Origin of the sequence: Teichococcus aestuarii (assembly GCF_042651065.1) — a bacterium.
Classification (GTDB): domain Bacteria; phylum Pseudomonadota; class Alphaproteobacteria; order Acetobacterales; family Acetobacteraceae; genus Pseudoroseomonas; species Pseudoroseomonas aestuarii.
In genome coordinates this window covers 1-1276 of the sequence record NZ_JBHSCH010000154.1, presented here as the reverse complement: position 1 = coordinate 1276, position 1276 = coordinate 1, and the positions used below count along the sequence as shown (strand labels likewise).

The following is a 1276-nucleotide window of genomic DNA, read 5'->3' as shown; positions in this document are numbered from 1 at the left end:
TGACCAGCCCCCATCAACTGTTCCGGGCAAGATTTTAGTGGAGCATGGTCAGAGGCGGCGGCGATGAGCCATTGGAACCGGGGTGGGGCACTGGTCTGGCCCTTTCCGGCATGATCACCTCCGGTGCTGGTGGCCTATAGCCAAGCGAGGAATGGGGGCGGGTCGTGTTGTAGTGGACCCGCCACTGCTCGATCAGCACCCTGGCTTCGGCCAGTGTGTTGAACACCTCGCCGTCAAGCAGTTCATCGCGCAGCTTGCCGTTGAAGCTCTCCACATAGCCGTTCTCCCAGGGGCTGCCGGGCTCGATGAAGGCGCTCTTTGCGCCAACGCCGCGGATCCAGCCCTGCACCGCCTTGGCCACGAACTCAGGGCCATTGTCGGAGCGAATATGCGCGGGCGTGCCCCGGGCGATGAACAGCTCCGTCAGCACGTCGATGACATCAAGGGAGCTCAGCTTCCGCGCCACCCGGATCGCCAGGCATTCACGGGTGAACTCGTCCACCACGTTCAGCATGCGGAGCTTGCGTCCGTCGCGCGTCCGGTCCTCCACGAAGTCGTAGGCCCAGACATGGTCCGGCCGTTCGGGGCGCAGCCGCACGCAGGAGCCGTCACTCAGCCACAGCCTTCCACGTTTGGGCTGTCGGGCAGGCACCTTCAGCCCCTCGCGGCGCCAGATCCGCTCCACCCGCTTGTGGTTGCAGTGCCAGCCTTCGGCCCGGAGCAAGGCCGTGATCCGGCGGTAGCCGTATCGGCCGTATTGCCGGGCCAGGCCAATGATCGCCGCCGTCAGCGCCGCTTCGTCGTCCGGAGGGGCTGGTGCCTGCCGCTGCGTCGCGCGATGCTGGCCCAGCACGCGGCAGGCAAAGCGCTCCGAGACGCCCAGCGCCGCCCTGACATGCTCCACCGCCGCCCGGCGACGCGCGGCGCTCAGAAGTTTCCCGACGCGGCTTCCTTCAGCACCAGCTTCTCCAGCGTCAGATCCGCCACGGCCTTGCGCAGGCGGCCATTCTCCTGCTCCAACTGCTTCAGCCGCTTTACCTGGTCCAGCTTCAGGCCACCGTATTCCGACCGCCAGCGGTAGTAGGTCGCCTCCGTCACCCCAATGACCCGGGCTCCCTCGGCCACCGTCTTGCCCTGCGCCACCAACACCTCGACCTGGCGCAGTTTGGCCACGATCTCCTCCGGTTTGTGCTGCTTCCTCGCCATCTCAACCTCCTCCCCTCCGCGTCCCGCTAATCTCACATCAGCGGCGGTACACTTTTAAGGGGGCAGGTCA

Annotated in this window: 1 protein-coding gene; it reads right to left on the bottom strand. The window is 66.2% G+C overall.

Translation table 11 applies throughout. The features are described 5' to 3' along the window. Positions 1-34 precede the first annotated feature (34 nt). Positions 35-1206 (bottom strand): IS3 family transposase gene (locus ACFOY6_RS24085; protein WP_379632501.1). Its coding sequence is split into 2 segments (ribosomal slippage): positions 35-957 and positions 957-1206, totalling 1173 coding nucleotides; the frame shifts between segments, so codons are not numbered across the junction. Between the last annotated feature and the right edge of the window lie 70 nt (positions 1207-1276).